Here is a 984-nt window from a genome sequence, read left to right as displayed (position 1 = left end):
TTGCACTTGCGTGCCTTAAAACAAAGACACGGTTACTTTATGCATCAACATGCTGTGCTTATGGAAACAATAACCAAGAAATATCTGATGAAGATAGTCCTGTTTCTCCCACAGAATTATATGCAGAAACTAAATTGCAAGGCGAAAAAGTGATTGAGAATGTTGGTGGAGAATACAGCCTCCTAAGGCTAGCAACATTTTATGGACCTAACATGCGTCCTTCTCTAGCCACCTCCATTTTTTTACGCAAGATTCTATTAGGGCAAGAGATAGAAATTCATGGTGATGGAAAACAAACTCGATGCTATACACATGTAGATGATATTGCTTCAGGAATTCGTATTGTATTAGAAAGCGTAAATACACCTAAAATAATAAATATTTCTGATGATACAGCTTACTCAGTTAATGATTTAGTTAAAATCATTTCTAAGGTCACAGGCAAGCACCCTAAAGTTAAATATGTTAATGACAGAGCGGGTCAAATTTGGAGTAGTTCTATAAAATCTATGCGTATGAAGCAATTAGGTTGGCAGCCTAAATGGAATTTAATGTCAGGCTTAACTGATTGCATGAATCACCTTAAATCCTAGAAGATAACGATAAGAATTGAGCTGTAGACCCATGAAAGAAGTATTTATTGTTACTGGCGGCTTTTTCGATGGCTCCTCAGAGGGGTATATTGGAAAAGTGTTTTTACTCAGAAGCAAAAGCAAAAAGATTTCATTACGATTTGAAGTTTCAATTATAACCGAACCACCTACGCCTAGTTTACGAGTTAAAAACAAAGGCTTTGCTGGTGGTAGCATTTATAACAATCATCTTTGGTTATGTAGCTCGAATCAAGTTTTAGCATACTCCTTACCTGATTTTGAATTAACACAGGTTATTGATGACCCTTTGTTCAATGATTTGCATTATGTTCTTCCTGAAAAGGATGGCTTGTTTGTTGTTAATACAGGATTAGAGTCACTGGATTACTTT

2 protein-coding genes are annotated in these 984 nt (G+C 35.9%); both read left to right on the top strand.

The window, feature by feature from the left end; all coding sequences use genetic code 11:
- On the top strand, positions 1-593 hold a 593-nt coding region (locus tag H5202_RS23340), incomplete at its 5' end, for an NAD-dependent epimerase/dehydratase family protein (protein ID WP_182774097.1).
- 31 nt (positions 594-624) lie between these two features.
- Positions 625-984: hypothetical protein (locus H5202_RS23335; RefSeq protein WP_182774096.1), on the top strand; the 360-nt coding region annotated here is incomplete at its 3' end.

Origin of the sequence: Shewanella sp. SG41-4, from assembly GCF_014164505.1 — a bacterium.
GTDB lineage: Bacteria > Pseudomonadota > Gammaproteobacteria > Enterobacterales > Shewanellaceae > Shewanella.
Note: the sequence above shows the minus strand (reverse complement) of the source record. Positions and strands in the feature narration are given on the sequence as shown.